The sequence below is a fragment of the Wolbachia endosymbiont (group A) of Scambus nigricans genome (assembly GCF_947251485.1).
In the GTDB taxonomy this organism is placed as follows: domain Bacteria; phylum Pseudomonadota; class Alphaproteobacteria; order Rickettsiales; family Anaplasmataceae; genus Wolbachia; species Wolbachia pipientis.
In genome coordinates this window covers 308,527-331,578 of the sequence record NZ_OX366356.1, presented here as the reverse complement: position 1 = coordinate 331,578, position 23,052 = coordinate 308,527, and the positions used below count along the sequence as shown (strand labels likewise).

Here is a 23,052-nt window from a genome sequence, read left to right as displayed (position 1 = left end):
CCCCAAACTAATTAAAAGAGCTATATCAATATAAAATTAATACATTAAATATTATTCAAGCTCCACTTTAGTTGCTCCTGCTTCAATAAGTTTTTGCTTGATTTTTTCTGCTTCGTCTTTAGGAACATTAGCAGTCAAATCTTTAGGTAAAGATTCAACCAACTCTTTTGCTTCTTTTAAACCCAATGTAGAATTAACCTCTCTCACAGCTTTAATAACTCCTATTTTTTTACTCGCATCAATTTCTTTAATCACAACTTTATACTCAGCTTTTTCTTGAGCAGCAGGAGCAGCAGCATTATCACCAATAGGCGCCCCAGCACCAACAGCTCCACCAAGAAAAGAACCAGCAGGCAACCCTATTTTCTCTTCTAAAACTTTTACAAGTTCAGAAGCCTCTAATAGGTTTAAAGATAATATTTTATCAACCAAATCACTTGTTACATTACTCATAATTACCACCTTACTTAACAACAAATTTATTTTTTAGAACTATAATAATCCAAAACTCTCATAAGCCTCATAGAAGATGAATTAATAGACAACGCTAACCGAGCAGGAATATCATAAGATATTAAACGCATAATTTTAACACGCAATTCATCCAGAGAAGGCAACTTAGCCAGTTTATTAACATCTTCCACTGTTAACAATTCATTTAAATGAGCTGCGCAAATCACAGACATTTTTTCTTTGTTAGCATTAGTAAAATCAACTATTAATTTTGCAGCTTCTACTATGCCACTAGAGTATATAATAGCAACAGGACCGGAAAATTTGCCTGATAAATAAGAGAATTTACCAGTCCTTTCCAAAGCCAAGCGCGCTAGAGTGTTTTTGACTACTAATACCCCACCTGCTATAGACTTCAGACTATTCCTCAGAGTTAATGAATCATTAGCATTTATAGATTTAAAATTTACTAATATCAAGAAATCATTATTTACAAATACGTTTATTGTGCTCTGTATAAATTCATCCTTATCTTTACGCTTCACGGTATCACTCCCTTAAATTATATCTTCCACTTTGCCTATCTTATAAGCTTTACCCATAGTTGAATTTAAAAAAACACCCTTAAAGTAAATTCCTTTCGCAGAAATAGGTTTATTATCTTTAATTACTTTAAGAAAGGCTTTTAAATTTTCTAGCAAGTCATCAATATCAAATTTAATATTTCCTAATTTACCATGAATAACACCATTTTTATCTGTTCTAAATTTTACCTGACCAGACTTAATGGTTTTAATAGCTTCTACAATGTTAGAAGTCACAGTACCAAATTTAGGGTTAGGCATCAGCCCTTTAGCACCCAATACTTTTGCAATAGGAGTGATTTTTGCCATAAAATCAGGAGTAGTAATGCACCAATCAACATCTAACTTTCTACCTTTTTTTATTTCTTCAACTAAATCCTCTCCTCCTGCAATATCAGCACCAGCTTTTTCAGCTTCTAATAAATGTTTATCTTGAGCGAAAACAGCTACTTTAATATTCTTCCCGATACCTTTAGGCAAAACTACTGTACCACGCACCTGCTCTTCAGATTTACGTGAATCTACGCCTAAATTGACCGCAATATCAACTGATTCATTAAATTTTGCTGAAGCAGACTCAACAATCTTCTTCAAACACTGCTTAGGATTATCATTATATGTATTCATTTACCTAACCTTCCACAACTTCTATACCCATAGATTTTGCAGTGCCTACAACCATTTTCACTGCTGAATCTTCATTATCCACTTTCATATCAACCATCTTGCACTCTGCTACTTTAATTATAGCAGACATAGGTAATTTAGCCACTAATTCTTTACCAGGATTACCAGAACTTTTACTTAATTTAGCCTCCTGCTTAAGTAAATAAGCCACAGGCGGACCGCTGACAGTAAAATCATGAGAGCGATCATCCTTTATGGAAATTCGCACTGTTACTAAATCGCCTACTTTATAATTAGCGTTAGCAGCACTAGTAACTTTATTAAAAGCTTCACAAAACTTAGGAACAGGTATACCACGTGGACCAAGTACTGAAGCAATTTTCGGTCCTGGAACTGCTTTCCCAGCTTCCATAAGTAAGTTAATCTTAGCAACTATAACACTCATAATTAATCCTCTATTTTCTCTACTTGAGCCAGATCAAGCTCTATTATTGTCGGCTTACCTAAAATCGATACTTCCACATTAATAATTTTTTTCTCATCATTTACCATATTTACCTTACCAGTAAAATTTTGAAAAAGACCATCATTAATTTTCACTTTTTCACCTTTTTCATAACCACAACCTAACTTCTTTGTCTCTTGAGCATTATAAAGTGCATTACACATTGAGTGAATCTCATCATCCAAAATCACCTTTGGAATATTACCGTTTTTCAAAAATCCATAAACCTTAAGAGATTTTGGTATATTATTGATAAAATTCAATACTTCATCGCATAAATTCACGTATAAAAAGACATAACCAGGAAAGCATTTCCTTCGTGTAGCAATTTTCTTAGATTTCAACTCTACTTCACTTAGCTCTTCATATGGAATAAAAACTTCCTTAAAGTAATCATTAACACCCAATCTCATAGAATTTTCCAATATATGTTGGCGAACTTTCTCTTCACAATTGGAAGCAACTCTCAAGATATACCATTTATATCTATTAAATTCTTTACACTTTAAACTTATCTCATCATCTGAAATCATCTCAAAATCACCAGATTCGCCACTGCAGAATCCAGGCGTTTGATTCAAAATATTTTTGCTTTCATCACACAGATGCATATATACATACACTTCACATAATTCTTTTATATCAGACTTTGAATTACATACCGTTTGATAAGGAATAAACACTTCCTTAAAATAAACAGCATTACTTACCAATTCGCGTATGTTTTGCTCATATCCATAATCAACTTTAATGATATACCATTTATATTCACATTCCATAAATAATTCCAAATAAAGCCTTAATTACGTAAAGAGACATAAAATCCACAAAACAGAAGAAAATCGAAAAGCATAATATAACAATCATTACAACAAATAGAGACGACAACACCTCCTGTTTCTTTACCCAAGCAACTCTTCGTATTTCTTGCTTTATATCACAGAAAAAACCACACAAACTTTTTAACATTTCCACCACAACATTAATGCAGGAGCGATAGGAATTGAACCTACAACCTCTGGTTTTGGAGACCAGCGCTCTACCAATTGAGCTACACTCCTATAACTCAAACACTCACTCCAAAATTTCAGAAACAACACCAGAACCAACAGTTCTACCGCCTTCTCTTATCGCAAAACGCAATCCCTTATCCATTGCTATCGGTACTTGCAATCCTACTTCTACACTCACATTATCTCCTGGCATTACCATCTCCTTCCCATCTAGCAATTTTATGCTCCCAGTTACATCCGTTGTCCTTAAATAAAACTGTGGCTGGTAATTCGCAAAAAATGGTGTATGCCTTCCTCCTTCCTCTTTCTTTAATATATAAACCTCCGCCTTAAATTTTCTATGCGGTGTTATCGTCCCCGGTTTTGCTAATACTTGCCCCCTCTCCACTTCTTCTCTTTTTGTTCCTCTCAGCAATATTCCTACATTGAGCCCTGCACTCCCCTTCTCTAGCAACTTCTTAAACATCTCAACACCTGTACATATTGTCTTTTGTGTTGCTTTTAAACCTATTATCTCTATCTCTTCTCCCGTCTTTATCTCTCCCTTCTCTATTCTTCCTGTTACCACTGTTCCTCGCCCCGATATCGAAAATACATCTTCGATTGGCAGTAAAAATGGTAAATCCACAGGCCTTGGTGGAACCGCCACATATTCATCTAACTTTTCCATCAATTTGTCTATTGATTTCTTTCCATATTCGCTGCTGTCATCCTCCAGCGCCTTGAGTGCTGAACCAACCACCACAGGCACTTCATCCCCTGGAAATCCGTATTTACTCAGTAATTCCCTCACTTCCATTTCTACTAAATCTATCATATCAGCATCAGCAACATCAGCTTTATTTATATACACCACGATATATCCAACACCTACCTGCTTCGCCAGCAATATATGCTCTCTCGTTTGTGGCATTGGCCCATCAACCCCCGACACTACCAATATCGCCGCATCCATCTGTGCTGCACCTACTATCATGTTCTTTACATAGTCAGCGTGTCCAGGACAATCAACGTGTGCATAATGCCTTTTTTCCGTCTGATACTCAACATGCGCTGTTGCTATCGTTATCCCCCTCTTCCTTTCTTCTGGCGCCTTATCTATCTGATCGTACGCTACAAAATTTCCATAATGCTTCGTTATCGCCGCTGTTAACGTCGTCTTCCCATGATCCACATGTCCTATTGTTCCCACATTTACATGTGGTTTTCCAAATGCTTCCACTACTGCTGTCATAATTATTACCCTTAATTATACTTTAACTTTAATTCATCAACCACATGTTGTGGTACTTGTTCATAATAAGAAAAATGCATACTATACTGGGCTCTTCCCTGAGACATAGAACGCAAAACGTTGATATAACCAAACATATTTGCAAGAGGCACCGAAGCAGTAATTATTTTGCTATTATTACCTAAATCCAGCATATCAGCAACATTTCCTCTTCTACTATTTATATCACCCATAACATCACCCATATATTCTTCAGGAGTAATGATTTCAACTTTCATTATAGGTTCTAACATTTTTGGACCAGCTTTATTCGCCATTTCCTTAAAAGCACCCTTAGCAGCAAGTTCAAAAGCTAAAGGACTAGAATCAACCTCATGAAAAGCACCATCAAGAAGAGTAGCCTTAAAATCAATCAACGGAAATCCCGAAATTATACCACCTTCTTTTATCAACTCCAAGCCATTTTCTACTCCAGGAATATACTCCTTTGGAATAGCACCACCTACAATTTTACTTTCAAATTGAAACCCAGAACCAGGCTCAAGAGGTTCAAATTTTATTTTAACCTTAGCAAATTGACCAGCACCACCGGACTGTTTTTTATGAGTATAATCAATTTCAACAGATTTAGTGATAGTTTCACGATATGCAACCTGAGGAGCACCGACATTAGCCTCAACGTTAAACTCGCGCTTCATTCTATCAACAATAATCTCAAGATGGAGCTCACCCATGCCTTTCAATATAGTCTGGCCGCTTTCCGCATTTACTGACATTCTTAAAGAAGGATCTTCTGCAACCAACCTATTTAGAGCAATACCTAATTTTTCCTGATCTGAAGTGGTTTTAGGTTCCACAGCAATTTCAATAACAGGCTCAGGAAATTCCATACGCTCCAATAATATAGGAAAATCAACAGAACATAAAGTATCTCCGGTGGTTGTTTTCTTTAGCCCAACTAAAGCAACTATATCTCCAGCCCTAGCCTCAGTTATATCTTCTCGGTTATTTGCATGCATAAGTAACATTCTGCCAATCCCTTCAGTTTCGTTTTTTAACGCATTTGAAACGGTAGATTTAGACTTTAATTTACCAGAATAAATACGGATAAACGTCAAGCTGCCTACAAATTTATCCGTCATCACTTTAAATGCAAGAGCAACAAATTTCTCTTTTTCTGAAGGTTTGACCTCAATTTTCTTTTCTGAATCTTTAGGATCAATTCCAACAATTACATCAACATCAATAGGAGAAGGTAAAAAATCAACCACACCATCTAAAAGTGGTTGTATGCCTTTATTTTTAAAAGCTGATCCACATAACACAGGAACAAATTTTCCTTTAATGGTCCCATTTCTCACGCATTTTTTCAGTAAATCCACTGGCAGATCATTAGACTCAAAGTAAGTATTCATCGCTTCATCATCCATCTCAGCTGCAGCATCTAATAAAAGATTTCGATATTCTTGAGCCTTATCAAGCAAATCAGAAGGAATATCTTCATAAGAAAATTTAGCGCCCAACGTTTCTTCTTGCCATATAATGGCTTTCATAGAAATAAGGTCAATTATACCTTTGAAATCTTTCTCACTCCCTATTGGTAAATGAATAACTAAAGGTGCTGCACCAAGCTTCGTCTTTATCATATCAACACATCGATAAAAATTTGCCCCTATTCTATCCATCTTATTAACAAAGCAGATACGAGGAACGCTATATTTATCAGCTTGACGCCACACTGTCTCAGATTGAGGTTCAACTCCAGCAACTCCATCAAATACAGCAACTGCACCATCCAAAACCCTTAAAGATCTCTCAACTTCAATAGTGAAATCAACGTGACCAGGAGTGTCTATTATATTGACCCTATGATCATTCCAAAAACATGTTGTTGCAGCAGATGTGATTGTAATACCACGCTCTTTTTCCTGCTCCATCCAATCCATAGAAGCTGCACCATCGTGCACTTCACCAATTCTATTTTGCTTACCAGTATAAAATAAAATACGCTCTGTTGTGGTAGTCTTACCAGCATCTATGTGAGCCATTATCCCTATATTTCTGTATTTAGATATTCCAATTTCCATATCACAATTAATTAGCTAACATTAAAAACGAAGATGAGAAAATGCCTTATTAGCTTCAGCCATTTTATATTTTTCTTCGCACATCTTAAACGCACCACCGCGTTTATTATAAGCATCCAGTATTTCAGATTGCAAACAATCAACAGTGGTTTTTCCACTCTTTTTTCGAGCAGCAGAAGTTGCTTTAGCAATCCACCTTAACGCTAAAGAAACCGCTCTATCTTGTCGAACTTCAACAGGTACTTGATAAGTTGCACCACCAATGCGTCGAGAACGCACTTCTATAGAAGGAGTAACATTTCCTACTGCCGTCTCAAAAATTGACAACCCACCTTCGCCTATTTTCTTTTCAGCTAAAGACAAAGCGTCATAGATAATCTTTTCTGCAGTAGATTTTTTACCACATTTCATGATTGTATTAATGAAACGCATCAGCAAAACACTGCCGTAACGCGAATCAGGACTTATTTCTCTTTTTTTTGCTTTATTCCGACGAGCCATAAACTTTAACCAGATTTCTTTACACCATATTTTGAACGAGCTTTCTTTCGATTTTGCACACCACGCAGATCAAGGACACCTCTTATTATGTGATAACGCACACCTGGCAAATCTTTAACCCGCCCACCACGTATCAAAACAACAGAGTGTTCTTGTAAATTATGACCTTCACCAGGTATATAAGCCGTCACTTCACCATACCCACTAATTTTTACTCTGGCTACTTTACGGAGTGCTGAGTTAGGCTTTCTAGGAGTTGTAGTATACACCTTAGTGCAAACACCTCTCCTTTGAGGGTTGCTTTCTCCCAAAGCTGGTACCTTTTTCTTATGGGTCAATCCTAATCTACCCTTACGTATTAATTGATTTATCGTAGGCATATGTTATAAACTCAAGCTCATTAAAATAACTAAGTTTCTAGTTATAAAATAATAAACCTCAATAGTCAATATAAAAATAAACATTACTACTCTAATAATTAAGCTCAACTGCCTTGAAAGCCATCAGTAGACTTCTTGCACTACCTCCCAAGCCACAACTGTCATTCAGTAGAAACGAAAAAACTTACTTGACACCCTTCGCCAGCCCCATTATCATGGTATTGAAGGTATTCATTTATCTTCAATCTGTGCAGATTAAATGACAACAGTATTACGTAATTGGCGTCTTATTTTTAATTTTTTGCACTATGCACACTTTACTTCTTCACAACATTTCTGGGTTTTTACCTATATAAGCTGAAACGCGCTTATAAAGCGTTTAAGACAGTATAGTACGCCAATTTGCAGGATTAGAGAGTGACAACTAGCTAATACGGGATATCTTTTGCCTTTTTTTTGCTTAGTAAATTTCTTAAACATTTAAACTAAGGTGAGTTGCATTTAAAAGCAGCTAAATTGCAGTGTTTAAGACTTAAAAAACGCCAATACTGAAAATAGACAATGACTAGGGCTTCTTTTGCCTTTTTTTGCTTGGTAAATTTCTTAATATTTATGGCAACATGAACTGGGCAGGAAGGTGTCATTCCAGTGCTTGACACTGGAATCCAGTTTTCCATATAATCTCATCGAAAATGTTGTAACCACTTTCTGTGCTAGTTTGCTTGCTTACAAGGAAACTTTTCTGGATCCCAGTGTCTGGGCACTGGGATGACAGGGGAGGGAGGCTACTTGGATGACACCATTCTTTTTCCTGGATCCAAGTAGTCAGGGCACTGGGATGACAGGAGAAGGTACTAGGATGACACCCTGACCTCGTCGTCCCGCTACGTGTTAGCGGAATCTAGAGATACCGTGACGGTATGACGTAAAGCTCGCATTAGCTATACTTTTATGCTCACCAACTTAGCTGGATCCAAGTAGTCAAGCTACTTGGATCTGCAAATTGCAATGTTCGTACAGCTGCGTGCTTGACACTGGGATTTAGTGCAGCTACCCTAAACTGGAAGCTAATCTTGCTATTTTTGGCTGAAAGAAACATATTTTTAGAATAATGAAAACAATCAGCACTTTAATTCAAGAAGGATCGGAGTTATTATCGTCACATAAAGTTGAATCACCACATTTAGATTGTGAAATCATCATGCAGCACGTACTTGGAGTGGAAAGATCATTTATAATTGTGAACCATGCTGATCAAGTGCCGATGGAGAAAGAACTTTTATTTTGGAAATTAACAAAAAAAAGAGCGGAAAGATATCCAATATCACAAATAATAGGTAATCGTGAATTCTGGAGTAAAAATTTTATAGTTAACCAGCATGTTTTAGATCCAAGGCCAGATAGTGAAACAATAATCCTAGCAGTGTTAAAATATTACCCAAACAAAAAACAGAAACTAAAAATTGCAGATTTTGGTACAGGCACAGGTTGTTTATTGATATCCGTACTTAGTGAGTATGAATATGCTGTTGGCGTCGGTTTTGAAAAAAGCTTGGAAGCATATAAAATTGCCTATCAGAACACAAAAAAACATGATCTTCTCAGCAGAGCCAAAATATTTCCAAGTTCGTGGACAGAGTGCAGAGGTTCATTCGATCTTATAATCAGTAATCCTCCATATATTAAAAGAAGCAAATTGAAAGACTTGCAAGCTGAAGTGCAAAAGGAACCAAGAATTGCTCTTGATGGTGGTATTGATGGTTTGAGCTGTTACTTGAGCATTTTTCCAATATTAAGGAGGTGCCTTAAAAAAAATGGGTTTGCGATATTGGAGATAGGTGAAGATCAAAGCAATATTGACAAAATAATCCCCTCATACGAATTAGCTTTTCAGGAATATGTATATGACTTAGCGGGAATGAAGAGATGCATTGTTATGCAAAAAACATAGCTAATGTTTTTTTGCCTTCATCCCATATTATCCTATATCATCCCAGTACCCTCTACCTAGTCATCCAAGTAGCGTGACTACTTGGATCTATATTTATAGCTCTTTTTACAATAATCCGAGCAGACCGTAATATGCTACTGGCCTGCTATAGCCATAAACACATATCTTATCGCATTCGGACTATTATAAGAAAGGCTATAACTAGATCCTATGGTCAAGCCATAGGATGACAGGAACGGTTTTATGCATTTTTTAAAGGGCAACATGTTTAAGCTTTGCTGGCAAAATGGAAAGTAAGACCAGCCTCTATGCCGTGTGTGTGAAATAGTTGATTACCTATATTTATTTTCTCAGTTACTTCGCTACCTGAGCTAGGATTAAGCCTACTTTGTCTAGCATTATTGGAGTCGGCTACCATTTGTCCTAACTTTTTTGCTGTAAGCTTAATATCGCTACCAATAGCACCAAAACCTCTATATCCGATATGCATATTTACATCTTCACTTACGCGATAATCAAAGCCAGCTTTTAATTGACCTGCGGGTCTGATTGACGATTTTTCAAACATTGTCATTCTTGTTGCACCGATTCCAATCCCAACATAAGGAGAAAAAGAGAAACGGTCACTTTTCCAATGATGATAAACATTTGCCATTACAGATATGTTCTCAATTTGGTTATTACTAACTGCAGCACTATAGAGATAAGTTTCTTTATCAGGATCCTCACCAGTCTCCTTTAGGTATGAAACAGTTATTTGGCTACTTGTTAAACCAATATTATCCACTTTTACAGAAGAATACATCCCTTCCAATTCAGCCCTATAGCTGTTGTTACCCAATTCCCCTGTGTAACCAAATGCCACATTTGCAGCAAAAGGTGGATTATAATCTCCTTTATACTCACTTAGTGACTGACCTTCTGTGTTCTGAGCACCCCTGTCATTTATACACAAATTTTTGATACCTGTAGTGCTTGTTTTTAGTACGCTTGTGTTATTTAAATATTGACCGTAATACCCACTACCAAAGTAAAACCCTTCTGTTTCACTTGCAAAAGATTGTTGTGACAACAATAAAGCAAATGCTGTAACCGCTAATGTTTTTTTACTAATCATTACTACTCCCCTAGTTAAAATAGCTAATCTAATACTAATTAATTAAAAATGGCTTAATATGAAAAACCTAATTATTTGCATAACTTGCACTTTTCTGAGCTAAAAATAGGCAAAGTTAACCTTACTTCTCGTCATTTTTTAATTTATCCTCATCTTCAAATTCATCCTCCTCTTCTTCGTCATCAAACCCATCATCGCTCCTATCCTCATCTTCCTCGTCATCATCTTCAAACTTATCGTCGATATCTTCATCATCAATATCTTCATCATCAATATCTTCGTCTGCAAATTCATCTGATTCATCATATACTGCATCTTCGGTTTTAGTTTCAGCAGGATAATCAACTGAATTAGGTCCCTCAAGAACATTATTCCCCTCGTTATTAACCTTATCTTTGCTCGCAGCGGCAGAAAGAACTTTGTTTGGGTCATATGGTTCTTGTGTAGGCACACGAGTTTCTTTGAGCAGCCTTCTTGTGAAGGTGGTATCACTGTAGTACAAAATTTTCTTTGATTTAATTGGGTAAGTCGACTCTATTAAAATTATCTGATCGTCACGTGGCAACATAATAACTTCTTGAGGCAATAGCAATGCTCTCTGTATTTCAGAGATATGTAATGACCTTGAAGCAGGATTTAAATCTAAAAATTTAGGCTTATTCAACGATTCTTGTTGTACAGTTTTGTTTCCTATAAGTTGCGATATTAAATTAGCTGTTTCAATATTATTGGCTGCAAAAGTTATTCTGTAAGTCGAGTTTGACAAAAAGGAGTTCATCCCTGCTTCTTCGTATATTCCTTTGAGCTGCTCAGTATCTTGAACAATTAAGAATAACCTAACTCGATAACCACGAAAATATGCAATACCTGTTTGAAATTGCTCCATTTTTCCAAGTGTAGGAAACTCATCCATTAAAAACAATACGCCATAAGGCTCGTCATCCGATGGCAATTTTCTACATAAAAACTCAGTTGCCTGTTGGTAAAAAACCTGCATTAAAGGCCTGAGCCTAGTCAAGTTGTCAGGAGTTAAACCAACATAAACTGTAATTTTCTTCTTTTTAAAATCTAGAATATTAAAATCACTTGACGCAGTTGCAGTATCAATCAATGGGTTTGCCCACAATTCAAGTGATGAGTTCATGGTTGATACAACACCTGACCTTTCTTTATCAGCTTTTTGTAAAAAAGCTGCAATATTCATATATGCTACAGGGTGTAGTATTTTACCCATTGTATCAAGAGCAACAGCAAGACTATAAACCACGTCATCACTACGCATCGTACGCACAACTTCACCAAAAGATTTAACTTTCTCTGGTGCAGCAAGTAAGTATAATACCACTCCAACGAATAAGCTTCTTGCTTCATTCTGCCAAAAGTCTTGTTCAGGCATAATTAGGTTAGCTATTTTCTGCACATCGTCAACCATCTGCCCAGGTTTTTCACTAATCCATTGTAATGGATTGTAACAGTGACTTATTCCATCTGGCTGCGCTGGATTCCATACGTATACTTTTTGTCCTTGTCGTTCTCGCCAACCACTTGTTATTTCATAGTTTTCTAATTTTATGTCGTGTACAATTACCGAGTCAGTCCAAAATAATAAATTAGGAATTACAAAGCCAACACCCTTACCAGAACCTGTAGGTGCAAATAACAATGCATGCTGAAACCCATCAGAAATGAAGTATCCTCTTTTATCTTTACCAAGCAATAATCCCTTTTTGCTTCTTAATCCTGCTTTTCGTATGTCTTTCTCTGATGCCCACTGCGAATCTCCATGAAGTGATTCCTTCTTTTTAAATGGTCGCCACTCAATTATCCTTTTTCTTAAATTCCATAAGATAATCATTAAAACAATCATAGGCAGTGCAGAAGATATAATTAATGTGATTTTGAGCTCAAAGCTATATAACTCTGGATGATGCCAACAATATTGTATATGATCAAAAATCGTTGGCCAAAGAGCTTGAGGGAAAGGCGTCAAACTAGGATTAATTGCCTTAAAATCCACAGCATCCGGACCATCAGCAAACAGAACAAACAATATACCAGATAGATAGAAGCAAAACTCAAGTACGCTAAAAGCTACTACACCTCCTATGAGAATATTACGTAGGTGATTTCCATTACTCATAAACTACTCTTCCTTAACTTATGTATAAATTTAAGCATTTTCGCTCGCAGATCTAGTAAATAATATCTCAGAAATGCTTCTTTTGCCCCCACCGGTTCTTTTTAGCTGAATAACAATATCAATCACATTTCTAATGTATGGTATAATTTGGTCTGGAGGAATGCCAAGATTTGCCTGCATAACCATCAATTTTATTTGCTCAAGGGCCATTGTTGGACTATCTGCATGAAGGGTTGATATTGATCCAGGGTGACCAGTATTTATCGCCCTGAGAAAACTAAAAGCTTCCGCTCCACGGAGCTCACCAACTATTATTCTGTCTGGCCTTAAACGTAAGCACGCTTCTATCAAATCTTGAGTGGTTACTTTTGCTCTGCCCTGCCCTCCTTTAGAGGCAATTAGATGGACTTTATTGGGATGATCGTTCAAAACGATTTCCCTTGCATCCTCAACAGTAATAATTCTTTCCTCAGCTGGAATAGCACGCAAAGTAGCATTAGTAAAAGTAGTCTTACCAGTGGAAGTTCCACCACTAATTATAATATTTTTCTTACTTATTACAGCGTATTCTAAAAACTCTTTTATTTTTTTTTGCCTTAACAATAAATCCAAATGACGGTCAACTGGATTATCAGTTGCTTCTGTAACAGTTTCAGAAAAAGCCCCAATTTTTTCGTAATCATCGAGTGCTAACTGCATGCTAGAAGGCTTACGAATCGACATGACTACTTTATCAGGTTCACATGCTGGCGGAAATACTATCTGTATACGATAACCATTTGGTAATGTTGCCGAAAGTAACGGCGCTTCTTCGCTAAGTTTTTGTTCTGTAGCTTGAGCAATCAGTCTGCCAAGAGATTTCAAATGGTTAAGATCGAATACTTCTAATTTTTCACACCTTATTTCACCGCGATTTTCAATCCATACTTCCTTTGGCTTATTTATTGATATTTCATTTACGCCTTCTTCTTGAAATATGCCTTGTAATGGCTCCAAATATGTATCAAGTGCAGCATAGTTCATTTCATTGATTTAATATTGCCTGTGGAGGAAATACTATATCTTGGTTAACAAATACTTTCAATGCAGTGCCTTGATCAACATAAATAGTTGGTTTTTTATCTGTATATCTGCCCACTACATCCCGCATATCTTTAGAAAAATCCTCGATTGATTTCCCGATTGCTTCATCATAAACAGACTTGCTTTTTCTTTGAATTTGTTCTAACAGTTGATTTACAATTTCCAGGCTTATATTTACCTCGTCTTCTTCAATTCCTAGTGCTTTTGCTATTTCCTCTTTCATTATTTTGAGTAAATCTTGTCTGCTTTTGGCACTCCGAATTCTTCCGATAGCCCCAAGGCCTAATTTCCATTTGTCACTAGATATCTTCTTTTCTGGGTCAATAATGAGTTGGAGAGAAGAAAAATCTATTTCGGTTGCAGTGATAGACTTTACTGCATCTCTGATAGTTAGCGTATCAACAAGATTAGAAGCCTTTTGCCCTATAACAGCAGAACCAATCGAAACACCAGCAAGTGTCACTGAAGAGAATAACGCACTTACTATTTTGTTATCAACTATTCCTGCTATTCCTGCTCTACCAAGCTCGTCAGCACTAAGTGATGAGATTGCAATATCTATTCCATGTGGCAGAATCACTCTATTCCAGTTTATATTTACACGAGATTTAGCAACATTCGAGTCAAATGAATAACTGCCTATCAATCTTGAGCCTTTAGGTATTAAAACTGTATCACCAGTTTCTGCATAAACATCTCTACTCACCATAGCACGCAGCATTCCTTGCAGATCAGAGTTTATTGCAGTTTCAAGAACAGCATCAATAATTTTACCTTGAGTAATCATTAAACCAAGCTTTCCTACTCTGGTAGCTTTGCTCGATTGTGCTGAAGTGTCGGATAAAATATCATCAGCAGCCTTGTTCTCTCCACTACCACCTGAAATTGTCAACATCTGTGCACTACGTCTGTCTCTAGGATAACCGCCACCCCCTATTGTAGGAAACGAGGTAGGTAAATTGCCCATAACATTACTAGAAGGAAAATTTTTCTTTGGCAAAATAGGTATATTTGACACAGGAGTTTCTTTTGGTTTCTCTTCTTCTTTTTTCATCACTTCTTCTTTTCTAATTTGTTTTATTTCTGGTATGATTAGTGGTGTAGGAAGAGGAGGTAAGGGTGGTAAGGGATCAGTTATTATTCTTTCAGGAACCATTACATTATCTGGAACTTGTTCCAACTTTCCTTTCAATTCTTGAACGTTTTGCTTTGTTTCCTCTTTTTTAATAACTTCTGAACCCTCTTTAGGAGAAGGACTAAAATAGAGATAATACACTCCACCAGCCAGAAGCACTAAAATAATGACCATCAATGCCCTATGACCTTGATTAGAGCCAACTGTTACTACCTTATTCTCTATTTCTGATTCATCTTCTGAATTGTTACGCCTTTCTTTATTCATATTGCATGTACCACAGCTAAAGTGACCTATTTATAATTTCAACTTCACCATCTTCATAACGCATAAATAGCTTTTTATGTACTCCTTTTATTATAACATAATCATCAAATAACAGCCTTTTACAAGGTTTATCCTCCCCTTCTACAAAAACCTGAGGTATTTTATTATTATTTCTAAATTTTAAATAGGTTAAATAACCATCATCAAATAACTCGATCGGAACTATATCCGCATTACCACCTTCATCAATATATGTATAATTGTACTTCGTATCATTTTCTTGTATTATTTTTTCTAGCTTGTCTGTAGTATATTGCATTTGAGTAGGTAAAGAAACCTCATCTAAATCAACATCAAATTCACCTTCTTCTTGAGGATAATAAAAACGTACTACGTAAGATATATCCTTTTCAGCAGAATAATCGTGATCCACTTTCTTAGCATCAGTATCCGGGTATTTATCGTAGTTTGGCCTTGAGATTAAATCAAAAATGTAATTTCTTTTTTTAGTTGTCGTAATAATCATGTTAGTGCGACTACTAACTTCAAATGGCATGATAAGCAATTTATTGTCATAAGGATTAATTTTCCAACTTGATGCATCACCAACAGCGATATTTTTAACTTTTTCTCCTTCCGCAAATTCAATATAAGAATAGTAACCCTGACTAAAAACCACCGTAAATACTTCATTAGGGCTATACACAAAAGTCTTTATTCTACTATCTATAGAAATAGGCTCATTATAATTAATGGATGCGTTTAAATTGCCACTTACAAGTAAAGCTAAAACTAATAATATCCTATACATATTCATCATCTACTCTATATGAAATAACCTGAAATCCTAATGGGTTAATATATCTTTGCTGATCATCCATTTCAAGCGATGCATATCTATATGACATAATAACTATCTTATTTTTTCTCGTAGAACTTCCATCTTTCCGTGTAAATTCCACAAAAAATCTTACCTGAAGAGCATCGTTACCCAACTTTTGAATTGAGCGAATTTTAAATTCACTTTTGGCATCTGAATATAAATTAAAAAGATCACCCATATTCTGCGATCCTACATAATTTCTAAATTCATTATACACATTAGGTGAGGAAAACAACCTCACCTTTGTATAATAGTTATAATTATAATGATATGGATCAAAAACCTCCCTTGCTTTTATATACTCTGAAATAAAATAATCGTTTAGCGCTTCATCTGCAGAATACTGTTTTACTGTGACAGGATCAACCAATTGCACTATTCCTGATTTCTTGTCAATTTCTATAACAAATGGCTCAATAGTGCTACTTGTGCTAATTTTAAATATGACTAATATGCTGATAGAGATCGTTGCTAATAATATTAATGCAAATAAAAGTAGAATATTCCTTTGAGCAATAACTGTGCTGTAGCGGTTTGAATTCCAATTTATATCCTTATCTGAGGATTCAGTATTTTTTTCTCGCTTAAAAAATCTTAGCATTTTAGTATTCCTAAAAATCTTAACTTATGTTAATAAACATAGCAAATTAACAAAGTAGTTACAGCAAAAAAGCTAAAAAACTCTTAATCTATGGCCTAATTTACCAAACTTTGTCTCCATATATGAATCGTTATATTTATTACGTTCCACAATAAGTGGTAGACACTTTGTAACTCCTATACCACTACTTTCCAATTCTGACAATTTCCTATCATTGTTTGTAAGTAATTGGATTTTGTTAATGTTCAATTTCTTAAGCATTTTAGCTGCAACAGCAAAACTCCTTTCATCATCTTCAAAACCCAATATTCTATTTGCATCAACAGTATCAAGATTATGTCCTCTTTGCATACTGTACGCTCTTAACTTATTAGTTAAACCAATGCCTCTTCCATCTTGCATCAAATACAATATAATACCACTTCCAGAGTCAGCTATAATTTGAATTGCTTGATGTAACTGACTTCTGCAATCGCATGACAAGCTATCTAACAAGTCACCCGTATAGCACGAAGAATGAATTCTCACTAATGGTTCGTCATCTTTATCTGGATTGCCAATGATAATTGCATGATGTTCTCTTCCACCACTTTCGGTTCTATAAGATATGATATTTACTTCTTGAGTCTGTTTTAAAAATAATGATGTTTTGCACACTTCATATACATCCTGATTTTCTTGAAAATTATTTATGAATGACGTGTCCAGTGCAATAACGTCATTTTTCTCGCACCAATTTCGCATTTCATGGTTATTCTCAAAAGTCATATCAGCCACTAACGCGTATGGCAATAATTCTGAGAACTTAAGCAAGGCAATAGCACATTCATCTATTGTCTTTGAGCATTGCAACTCTTTTATGCAATCTTCCTTTGAACAGTTTATTAAATAGAGCAGTTCATCAAAATTATTCACCAACAGACGTTTGCTGTTATGTTCTTTATTCTGAGATATGTATTTTACCTTACTTGAAGTTAAAGTAACATATACATTACTTGATGTAAGCTTGTATTGATTAAATAAATCTCTTTCTAAAGCCTCAGCAGCAGCAAACAATAGGTAATTACTTTCATCATATATTACAATTGGCCGACCGCGCCTGATTTCGCTGATAGCTCTTTCTACCTTATTGCTACTCTGATTTCCTATAAACATTTTTACCCATATTAAACAGCGATAAAAAATGGTGCGGCCGAGAAGACTTGAACTTCCAAGGCCTTATGAGCCACAGCGACCTCAACGCTGCGTGTCTACCAATTCCACCACGGCCGCACTATATTCTAGTTTTTATATAATTATTTTAAATTACTTAATCATTTTAGAATTTTTCATCTAGAGTGTCAATCTGATACTAGAATAATTTAGAAATTGTTTGTATAATTTGATTATGAATTTTGTGATTATAAATTTTAATCATTTAAGATAACCTTACTACTAATTTTTAACTTAGGTTTTTATACAAATGAATATAGCTAATATCTTTATTTTTTTAGCTCTCTCTCTTATAACTAGCTTTCATTTCGTCCATGCACAAATATTATACACATGGTCTCAAGTTATCCCAGAAAATAAACTAAGCATACGCGCAATTACGGACAATGACATGTGTCCCATTGTTTATGTTGATGGCGAGGAAACAGAAATGCTGAATCGCAGCTCAATTAACAATGGTGATCATAACGAAACAGTTTGTGAACTGACAGTACAAACAAGTGCCAAAAACATTAGTATTGAGGATCTACGGGTTCCTATATTACCAAAAAAGGTTAATAAAATTGCTTTCATTGGTGACACGGGCTGTAGAATAAATATGTTATTTCAGCAGGAATGTAATTCGGTAGATAGCTGGCCTTTAAAAAAAAATTTAGATTCAATCGCCCTTCATAAACCAGATTTAATTATCCATGTTGGTGATTATCATTATAGACAAACAAAATGTAGAAATACAAAAAAGTGTGGCGATATTTATGGATATAATAAAGAAGTTTGGTACGCTGATTGGTTTGAGCCTGCAAAGGATATTTTATCACAATCCCCTTTCCTTTTTGTTCGTGGAAACCATGAGAGTTGTGATAGAGCTTATGAAGGATGGTTCAGGTATCTAGATTCATACCCCTTTTCGTCTGAAAAATGTGGAAACTTCGTTTCTAGTTGGTCCTTAGATGCTGGACCGATGAAATTTTTTATCTTCGACTCTTCATCCGGTGAGGATATTTTTACAACCCAAAGCACAATTGATGCTTTTGAGAGGCAATTTGATAAATTGATACAAAATAGTTCTGACAAGCCCATGTGGTTTTTAACTCATAAACCGCTTTGGAGATCTCCAAAAAAAGAATTTTTGACATTAAAAAGCCATGGTAATCTTACACAAATCGAAGCTTTTGGAGATAAATTTCCAAGCAATGTTACTACCATAGTTTCTGGCCACATTCATATAGCCCAGATTTTATTAATGGATAATGTTCCAGACCAAATTATAGTTGGAAACGGTGGTGCATCATTACACGCTCAAGATCAAGAATCTGTTTATCAAAGTGTAGAATTTGACTATTTAAATGGTAAAAACTACTTAGCACACGAGGTTAGAAACTTTTTTGGCTTTGGCTTTGCAATACTAAATTTAGATGATCACGAATTTACCTTCTATAATCGACACAATAAGGAAATGTATTCTGCGAAGCTAACAGAAGATTTTAAACTTAAACGGATTAAAACTATAGTCGATTCATTTTAGGATTTGTTATTAGCTATTTTAAAAACGCTACTTAAACATTTTTTTTAATCGATTGATTTCATCAGCAAATTTTGAGTCGGTCTTTATAAAATTTTCTACTTGTTTTACTGCATGTATAACAGTAGCATGGTCTCTGCCACCAAAGTTTCTCCCAATATCTGGTAGGCTTTTTTGCGTAAATTTTTTGGCAAAATACATAGCTATTTGTCTTGGCCTTGCAAGACTGCGAAGCCTTCTATTGGATTGCATATCTGCAACCTTTATATTGAAAGATTCAGCTACTTTCTTTTGTATTTCTTCTATTGTGACTGACCTATGATTTGACCTAAGAAGATCGATTAGGGTTTCACTAGCTGATTCTACCGTCATACTTCTTCCAATTAATGAGGTATGGGTAACCTTATTTAATGCTCCTTCTAATTCTCTTATATTAGATTTTATGTTCCTTGCTAAAAACTCTAGGACATCTTTCGGAACATACATATTCATCTGCTCCACTTTTGACTGCAATATACCAAGCCTTAATTCAAAAGTTGTTTCATTAATATCTGCCACCAACCCCCAACCGAGTCGTGATTTTATTCTTTCTTCCACTCCATCAAGATCACTAGGAGACCTATCAGCTGATATAACCAATTGTTTATTTTGGTCTATCAATGCATTGAAAGTGTGAAAAAATTCTTCTTGTGTACTATCTTTACCACTGATAAATTGCACATCATCTACCATCAATACATCTACTGATCTAAATTGCTCTTTAAATAACATAATATCTTTGCTTCGCAGCGCTGTAATATATTGGTACATGAATTTCTCTGCTGACAAATACACCACTTTTCTTTTTGCTGATGGGGAATTGACTATGTGCCAAGCTATAGCATGCATTAGATGTGTTTTACCAAGTCCCACTCCACCATATAGAAACAAAGGATTGCTGCCTAATATTGGATCTATAGATTCTGCCACACGCTTTGCCGCCGTAAATGCTAATTCATTTGGCTTTCCCACTACAAAATTATCAAAGGTGAACCTTGGATCCAGCGGCGAACCAAGATTATGATTACTTTCCTCTCTGTTTTTTAGTATAACATTAAAATTTGAATTCCTCTCCTCAATTACTTGAATATCAATAGAACGTATACTTTTATCTTCACTTTGCCATAATGATAATATTTTTTTCATGTAATGAACTGTAATCCACTCTTTTATAAACCTTGTTGACACGGATAAAAGAACTTCCCCATTTCTACTACTGACAAATTTTAGTGAACTCAGCCAGCTATTATATGTTGCTTCTCCATAAAGATTATAAAGACAATTTTGGATTTTTTCCCAAGTAACATTGTGATCCGTTACTGTAATAATCTGATCAAAAAACATAGTAGAAACCTTAGGGCTAGTTAAGTTCATATACCACACCAAGAAAAAAGCAATAATTAGAAAATATAAGATAATCAATAGCTTACTGCAAAATGAAAAGCTAATACTACTTAATACATACTAAAAATTATGGTGATTTTTTGATGGGTTGTAAAGGGTATAAAAACATTAAAATTGATCATTTTTATTTCAAAAAAATGAAAAATTTGTAAATGTCGCTTGTATCGAGGATTAGAAGCATGCTATTAAAAACAGTAATACATTATGTATAAATAAGATGTGAAATTTACTGGCAAATAAGTAAAGTATTCATATAAATATAGCTAACCTAATATAGATTTACTGAAGCAAATTTATGATTATATTAAGTAATTTGAGTTGTTATGCTGTATTAGGTATTGAACTAGAGTTTTACATTGAAGGAATAGAAAAAGAATACTTATTTCTGAATAGTATCAAAAATAAAATAGCATCTCTTGAATTTTCTTGCGAGAAGGAGAATTCTACACATCAGTATGAGATAAAAAGTGGTTGTTATACGAACTCCTACAATTTAATTAAGCATTTTGAGTTAGCAAAACAATCACTTACTGAAACAGCACAAAAACTAGGTGGGAATGTTTCTTTTAAAGCAAAGCCTTACTTGGATAGAGCAGGCAGTGCATTAAATGTGCATGTTAATCTCGTGAATTCAAATAACGGTAACTTATTTTATATCAATGAGCAAAAGTACAGTGACTATCTGATTCATAGTATTGGTGGATTATGTGCAATGATGAAAAAACATATGTTGTTTTTTGCTCCAAATGATGATTCATATTTAAGATTTCAGTATCCGGATATTCACACTCCAACTACGATTAGTTGGGGAGTAAATAACAGAACTGCTGCGATAAGAATTCCCTATTTTGGCAACGATTTCAAAAGATTCCGCCTAGAGCACCGCGTTCCCGGAGCAGATTGTGACCTTGAAAAAGTACTCACAGCAATAATTGAAGGTATAGTTTTTGGTATAGAGAACAAAATTGCTCCGCCAAATAGAGTGTATGGCATTGCATCTGATTTTCAATATGAGATGGAGAGTTTGATATAAACTCTAACCACGTTGGTTAACAATATCTTCCATAGTTAGCCGCTCTGCCATTCTCATTGAATCACTAGTGACAAAAGTTTTTGGAGCACTGGCAACTTTTGTGATTTCCTGGTAATATCCATTCGTATGCATAGGAGGGGATCGCATTAAATCCATATAGTTCGTTGCGTATCTAGTCTGACTTGTATCATCAGCCCCAGCAAGTGAGTTACCGTCAAGGTCCATATGTTCAGGTAGTCCATTTTTCATTTTTTCTTCTGCTCTTTTCCTTATTATTTCTTCTTCTAACTCAGCTTCAGTTTTTTCTGGTTCTTCTACGGTATCTTTTTCTTCACCTTCACCAACACTGCTATACCCTTCATCTTCTGAAACTTTATCTCCTGAAACACCAGTAATTTCAGCTTTAGTTCTTATTTTATGAATCAGCGAAAGTAATAAGTAAGTAACTGCAGCGGCAGAAACGATAATGGCTATCTTTGCGGCAATGTGGATTGCTGTTAAAAATATTAAAGCTGATAAAGCTCCAGCTAATCCAGACACAATAACTTTATTTTTGCCCTTTGTTACATTTAGAATTGCCACCATAATAACCTCTCAAATACTGTTCTAGAATTATTATACAGGAATTTTCTTATACCTGCAATTTTGCGAAAATTTTAATTATTTGCGTAAAGTTTTAAAGCTACACAAGGATTAATTAATATGCAATGTATCTCGACTATAATATTGTACAAACACACATATTCAGCTAACATTCAACATCCAGAGCTTACTCATAGAGCGAAACAGGGCGGTGGTATTATTACTTATAGTAATTTTTATCTTCGGTTCATACGTTTATATAAAAATGCCAAGGGAAAGCAATCCTGATATACAGATTCCTATAATCAGCGTGTTTGTTGGACTTCCTGGGATTTCTGCTCAAGATAGTGAAAAGCTATTAGTGCTTCCTATAGAAAATGAACTAAGATCCATCGAAGGTGTAAGAGAATTGAGAGCTTTTGCAACTAATGATGGTGCTCACATGATACTCGAATTTGGAACAGAGTATGATAATAAAGAAGTGCTCGATAATGTTCGTTCAAAGCTTTCAAACATAAAATCGAAGTTACCTGTTGAAGCGGAATCTCCGATAATCAATGAAATAAACTTGAGCTTATTTCCGATACTCAATGTCTGCTTAATTGGTAATTTGTCAGAAAGAGCCTTAACTGAAATAGCACGCAACTAAAGAAAGAAATAGAATCTCTGCCAAATGTTCTCAAAGTTGAAGTGGCAGGT

23 protein-coding genes and 2 tRNA genes are annotated in these 23,052 nt (G+C 35.2%); 4 read left to right on the top strand and 21 right to left on the bottom strand.

Annotation, left to right across the window (positions count from 1 at the left end; translation table 11 throughout):
- Positions 1–51: 51 nt before the first annotated feature.
- From rplL to rpsL, 11 genes are all read right to left on the bottom strand, one after another.
- Positions 52–453, bottom strand: coding sequence for a 50S ribosomal protein L7/L12 (gene rplL, locus OPR46_RS01885; RefSeq protein WP_007551887.1), 402 nt, complete (start codon positions 451–453; stop codon positions 52–54).
- Between the two features lie 26 nt (positions 454–479).
- Positions 480–998: a 50S ribosomal protein L10 gene (gene rplJ / locus OPR46_RS01880; protein WP_006279539.1), complete on the bottom strand. Its 519-nt coding sequence runs from the start codon at positions 996–998 to the stop codon at positions 480–482.
- A gap of 12 nt (positions 999–1,010) precedes the next feature.
- Positions 1,011–1,664 carry a 50S ribosomal protein L1 gene (gene rplA, locus OPR46_RS01875; RefSeq protein WP_265043686.1) on the bottom strand — a complete coding sequence of 218 codons (654 nt, stop codon included), beginning with the start codon at positions 1,662–1,664 and terminating at the stop codon, positions 1,011–1,013.
- 4 nt (positions 1,665–1,668) lie between these two features.
- The gene (locus OPR46_RS01870; protein ID WP_265043685.1) at positions 1,669–2,109 is read right to left on the bottom strand and encodes a 50S ribosomal protein L11; all 441 of its coding nucleotides are present in this window, start codon (positions 2,107–2,109) and stop codon (positions 1,669–1,671) included.
- 2 nt (positions 2,110–2,111) lie between these two features.
- A complete protein-coding gene (gene nusG / locus OPR46_RS01865; protein ID WP_320109361.1) occupies positions 2,112–2,948 on the bottom strand; it encodes a transcription termination/antitermination protein NusG in 837 nt (278 codons plus the stop codon).
- Positions 2,938–3,138, bottom strand: coding sequence for a preprotein translocase subunit SecE (gene secE / locus OPR46_RS01860; protein ID WP_220468110.1), 201 nt, complete (start codon positions 3,136–3,138; stop codon positions 2,938–2,940). The genes nusG and secE overlap by 11 nt, the downstream gene beginning before the upstream one ends.
- A 19-nt stretch (positions 3,139–3,157) precedes the next feature.
- Positions 3,158–3,230 (bottom strand) — tRNA-Trp (locus OPR46_RS01855).
- 13 nt (positions 3,231–3,243) lie between these two features.
- Positions 3,244–4,416 carry an elongation factor Tu gene (tuf, locus tag OPR46_RS01850; protein ID WP_265043073.1) on the bottom strand — a complete coding sequence of 391 codons (1,173 nt, stop codon included), beginning with the start codon at positions 4,414–4,416 and terminating at the stop codon, positions 3,244–3,246.
- An 11-nt stretch (positions 4,417–4,427) separates the two neighbouring features.
- Positions 4,428–6,503: an elongation factor G gene (fusA, locus tag OPR46_RS01845; protein ID WP_265043683.1), complete on the bottom strand. Its 2,076-nt coding sequence runs from the start codon at positions 6,501–6,503 to the stop codon at positions 4,428–4,430.
- Positions 6,504–6,524: 21 nt separating this feature from the next.
- Positions 6,525–7,004: a 30S ribosomal protein S7 gene (gene rpsG / locus OPR46_RS01840; protein ID WP_007549313.1), complete on the bottom strand. Its 480-nt coding sequence runs from the start codon at positions 7,002–7,004 to the stop codon at positions 6,525–6,527.
- Between the two features lie 5 nt (positions 7,005–7,009).
- Positions 7,010–7,384, bottom strand: a complete 375-nt coding sequence (gene rpsL / locus OPR46_RS01835) for a 30S ribosomal protein S12 (RefSeq protein WP_265043682.1) — start codon at positions 7,382–7,384, stop codon at positions 7,010–7,012.
- A gap of 1,111 nt (positions 7,385–8,495) precedes the next feature.
- On the opposite strand from rpsL, the gene prmC reads away from it, so the two are divergent.
- A complete protein-coding gene (gene prmC / locus OPR46_RS01830; RefSeq protein ID WP_265043681.1) occupies positions 8,496–9,335 on the top strand; it encodes a peptide chain release factor N(5)-glutamine methyltransferase in 840 nt (279 codons plus the stop codon).
- 268 nt (positions 9,336–9,603) lie between these two features.
- Here prmC and OPR46_RS01825 read toward each other — a convergent pair whose 3' ends face one another.
- From OPR46_RS01825 to OPR46_RS01790, 8 genes are all read right to left on the bottom strand, one after another.
- Positions 9,604–10,452 (bottom strand): P44/Msp2 family outer membrane protein, encoded by an 849-nt coding sequence (locus OPR46_RS01825; protein WP_265043679.1) that lies wholly within the window; start codon positions 10,450–10,452, stop codon positions 9,604–9,606.
- 121 nt (positions 10,453–10,573) lie between these two features.
- Entirely contained in the window at positions 10,574–12,592 is a 2,019-nt protein-coding gene (locus OPR46_RS01820; RefSeq protein ID WP_265043677.1) for a type IV secretory system conjugative DNA transfer family protein, read from the bottom strand.
- 30 nt (positions 12,593–12,622) lie between these two features.
- Positions 12,623–13,615 carry a P-type DNA transfer ATPase VirB11 gene (virB11, locus tag OPR46_RS01815; RefSeq protein WP_265043675.1) on the bottom strand — a complete coding sequence of 331 codons (993 nt, stop codon included), beginning with the start codon at positions 13,613–13,615 and terminating at the stop codon, positions 12,623–12,625.
- Between the two features lies 1 nt (position 13,616).
- Positions 13,617–15,077, bottom strand: coding sequence for a TraB/TrbI/VirB10 family type IV secretion system protein (locus tag OPR46_RS01810; protein ID WP_265043674.1), 1,461 nt, complete (start codon positions 15,075–15,077; stop codon positions 13,617–13,619).
- Between the two features lie 16 nt (positions 15,078–15,093).
- The gene (virB9, locus tag OPR46_RS01805; RefSeq protein WP_174515708.1) at positions 15,094–15,894 is read right to left on the bottom strand and encodes a P-type conjugative transfer protein VirB9; all 801 of its coding nucleotides are present in this window, start codon (positions 15,892–15,894) and stop codon (positions 15,094–15,096) included.
- The gene (locus tag OPR46_RS01800; RefSeq protein WP_265043673.1) at positions 15,881–16,561 is read right to left on the bottom strand and encodes a VirB8 family type IV secretion system protein; all 681 of its coding nucleotides are present in this window, start codon (positions 16,559–16,561) and stop codon (positions 15,881–15,883) included. Before OPR46_RS01800 ends, virB9 begins: the two co-directional genes overlap by 14 nt.
- A gap of 72 nt (positions 16,562–16,633) precedes the next feature.
- The gene (locus tag OPR46_RS01795; RefSeq protein WP_265043671.1) at positions 16,634–17,716 is read right to left on the bottom strand and encodes a GTP cyclohydrolase II; all 1,083 of its coding nucleotides are present in this window, start codon (positions 17,714–17,716) and stop codon (positions 16,634–16,636) included.
- Positions 17,717–17,745: 29 nt separating this feature from the next.
- Positions 17,746–17,833: transfer RNA gene (locus OPR46_RS01790), tRNA-Leu, on the bottom strand.
- 190 nt (positions 17,834–18,023) lie between these two features.
- Between OPR46_RS01790 and OPR46_RS01785 the strand changes: the two genes are divergently transcribed.
- A complete protein-coding gene (locus OPR46_RS01785) occupies positions 18,024–19,298 on the top strand; it encodes a metallophosphoesterase (RefSeq protein ID WP_265043670.1) in 1,275 nt (424 codons plus the stop codon).
- A 27-nt stretch (positions 19,299–19,325) separates the two neighbouring features.
- On the opposite strand, the gene dnaA is transcribed toward OPR46_RS01785, so the two are convergent.
- On the bottom strand, positions 19,326–20,708 hold the full coding sequence (gene dnaA / locus OPR46_RS01780; RefSeq protein WP_265043668.1) for a chromosomal replication initiator protein DnaA: 1,383 nt from the start codon (positions 20,706–20,708) through the stop codon (positions 19,326–19,328).
- Between the two features lie 325 nt (positions 20,709–21,033).
- Here dnaA and OPR46_RS01775 point away from each other — a divergent pair, with 325 nt between their 5' ends.
- Positions 21,034–21,771, top strand: coding sequence for a type I glutamate--ammonia ligase (locus OPR46_RS01775; protein WP_265043664.1), 738 nt, complete (start codon positions 21,034–21,036; stop codon positions 21,769–21,771).
- Between the two features lie 3 nt (positions 21,772–21,774).
- Here OPR46_RS01775 and OPR46_RS01770 read toward each other — a convergent pair whose 3' ends face one another.
- Positions 21,775–22,356, bottom strand: coding sequence for a hypothetical protein (locus OPR46_RS01770; protein ID WP_265043663.1), 582 nt, complete (start codon positions 22,354–22,356; stop codon positions 21,775–21,777).
- Between the two features lie 208 nt (positions 22,357–22,564).
- On the opposite strand from OPR46_RS01770, the gene OPR46_RS01765 reads away from it, so the two are divergent.
- Positions 22,565–23,002: an efflux RND transporter permease subunit gene (locus OPR46_RS01765; RefSeq protein WP_265043661.1), complete on the top strand. Its 438-nt coding sequence runs from the start codon at positions 22,565–22,567 to the stop codon at positions 23,000–23,002.
- Positions 23,003–23,052: the final 50 nt, after the last annotated feature.

What these genes read in the sequence shown, in the direction of transcription:
- dnaA (WP_265043668.1), bottom strand. Translation starts at nt 20,708, where the DNA reads ATGAACTTAACTAGCCCTAAGGTTTCTACTATGTTTTTTGATCAGATT.
- OPR46_RS01800 (WP_265043673.1), bottom strand. Translation starts at nt 16,561, where the DNA reads ATGCTAAGATTTTTTAAGCGAGAAAAAAATACTGAATCCTCAGATAAG.
- nusG (WP_320109361.1), bottom strand. Translation starts at nt 2,948, where the DNA reads ATGGAATGTGAATATAAATGGTATATCATTAAAGTTGATTATGGATAT.
- rpsG (WP_007549313.1), bottom strand. Translation starts at nt 7,004, where the DNA reads ATGGCTCGTCGGAATAAAGCAAAAAAAAGAGAAATAAGTCCTGATTCG.
- OPR46_RS01810 (WP_265043674.1), bottom strand. Translation starts at nt 15,077, where the DNA reads ATGAATAAAGAAAGGCGTAACAATTCAGAAGATGAATCAGAAATAGAG.
- fusA (WP_265043683.1), bottom strand. Translation starts at nt 6,503, where the DNA reads ATGGAAATTGGAATATCTAAATACAGAAATATAGGGATAATGGCTCAC.
- OPR46_RS01770 (WP_265043663.1), bottom strand. Translation starts at nt 22,356, where the DNA reads ATGGTGGCAATTCTAAATGTAACAAAGGGCAAAAATAAAGTTATTGTG.
- OPR46_RS01785 (WP_265043670.1), top strand. Translation starts at nt 18,024, where the DNA reads ATGAATATAGCTAATATCTTTATTTTTTTAGCTCTCTCTCTTATAACT.
- secE (WP_220468110.1), bottom strand. Translation starts at nt 3,138, where the DNA reads ATGTTAAAAAGTTTGTGTGGTTTTTTCTGTGATATAAAGCAAGAAATA.
- OPR46_RS01795 (WP_265043671.1), bottom strand. Translation starts at nt 17,716, where the DNA reads ATGTTTATAGGAAATCAGAGTAGCAATAAGGTAGAAAGAGCTATCAGC.
- virB11 (WP_265043675.1), bottom strand. Translation starts at nt 13,615, where the DNA reads ATGAACTATGCTGCACTTGATACATATTTGGAGCCATTACAAGGCATA.
- OPR46_RS01870 (WP_265043685.1), bottom strand. Translation starts at nt 2,109, where the DNA reads ATGAGTGTTATAGTTGCTAAGATTAACTTACTTATGGAAGCTGGGAAA.
- virB9 (WP_174515708.1), bottom strand. Translation starts at nt 15,894, where the DNA reads ATGAATATGTATAGGATATTATTAGTTTTAGCTTTACTTGTAAGTGGC.
- OPR46_RS01820 (WP_265043677.1), bottom strand. Translation starts at nt 12,592, where the DNA reads ATGAGTAATGGAAATCACCTACGTAATATTCTCATAGGAGGTGTAGTA.
- prmC (WP_265043681.1), top strand. Translation starts at nt 8,496, where the DNA reads ATGAAAACAATCAGCACTTTAATTCAAGAAGGATCGGAGTTATTATCG.
- rpsL (WP_265043682.1), bottom strand. Translation starts at nt 7,384, where the DNA reads ATGCCTACGATAAATCAATTAATACGTAAGGGTAGATTAGGATTGACC.
- OPR46_RS01775 (WP_265043664.1), top strand. Translation starts at nt 21,034, where the DNA reads ATGATTATATTAAGTAATTTGAGTTGTTATGCTGTATTAGGTATTGAA.
- OPR46_RS01825 (WP_265043679.1), bottom strand. Translation starts at nt 10,452, where the DNA reads ATGATTAGTAAAAAAACATTAGCGGTTACAGCATTTGCTTTATTGTTG.
- rplA (WP_265043686.1), bottom strand. Translation starts at nt 1,664, where the DNA reads ATGAATACATATAATGATAATCCTAAGCAGTGTTTGAAGAAGATTGTT.
- rplL (WP_007551887.1), bottom strand. Translation starts at nt 453, where the DNA reads ATGAGTAATGTAACAAGTGATTTGGTTGATAAAATATTATCTTTAAAC.
- tuf (WP_265043073.1), bottom strand. Translation starts at nt 4,416, where the DNA reads ATGACAGCAGTAGTGGAAGCATTTGGAAAACCACATGTAAATGTGGGA.